A 985-nucleotide genomic window follows, 5' to 3' on the forward strand; every position below is an offset into this window, starting at 1 on the left:
AAGTCGCTTGAAGAAGAGAACGCCAGACTCAAGAAGCTGCTTGCCGAAGCCATGCTGGATAAGGAGGCACTCCAGGTGGCTCTGGGGCGAAAGTACTGACGACAGACCAGAAGCGGGAAGCCGTTGAGTTTATGTGTGATGCGACCGGTCTGTCGCAACGTCGTGCCTGCAGGCTGACAGGTTTGTCCCTGTCGACCTGCCGCTACGAGGCTCTGCGTCCGGCGACTGATGCGCATTTATCAGAGCGCATCACTGAGCTGGCACTGGAGCGCAGGCGTTTTGGCTACCGCCGCATCTGGCAGTTACTGCGCCGTGAAGGCCTTCATGTTAATCACAAGCGCGTGTACCGCCTTTATCATCTGAGAGGGCTGGGCGTAAAACGCAGACGGCGTCGTAAAGGGCTGGCAACAGAACGTCTGCCGCTGCTCCGCCCGGCGGCGCCCAACCTGACCTGGTCGATGGATTTTGTCATGGACGCGCTCGCCACCGGTCGCAGGCTCAAGTGCCTGACCTGTGTGGACGACTTCACGAAGGAATGCCTGACGGTCACTGTTGCCTTTGGGATTTCAGGCGTGCCGGTGACACACATTCTGGACAGCATTGCGCTGTTTCGAGGCTATCCGGCGACGATAAGAACTGACCAGGGGCCGGAGTTCACCTGCCGCGCACTGGATCAATGGGCTTTTGAGCATGGTGTTGAGTTGCGCTTAATCCAGCCGGGCAAGCCAACGCAGAACGGATTTATTGAGAGCTTTAACGGACGCTTTCGCGATGAATGTCTGAATGAGCACTGGTTCAGCGATATCGTTCACGCCAGGAAAGTCATTAATGACTGGCGGCAGGATTATAACGAGTGTCGTCCACATTCAGCACTAAATTATCAGACGCCATCAGAGTTTGCAGCACGATGGCGGAATGGAAAATGTGAAGGTAAACAAACCGACATTACTAACTGATGGTTGTATCTAATACTGGGGGCAGGTCA

General features: G+C 55.3%; 1 pseudogene. It reads left to right on the top strand.

From position 1 onward, the window contains the following. Positions 1-956, top strand: a pseudogene (locus RAC65_RS22280) (IS3 family transposase); the annotation flags it as partial. Positions 957-985: the final 29 nt, after the last annotated feature.

This window comes from Pantoea sp. BS_8 (assembly GCF_041954965.1).
Lineage (GTDB): Bacteria > Pseudomonadota > Gammaproteobacteria > Enterobacterales > Enterobacteriaceae > Pantoea > Pantoea stewartii.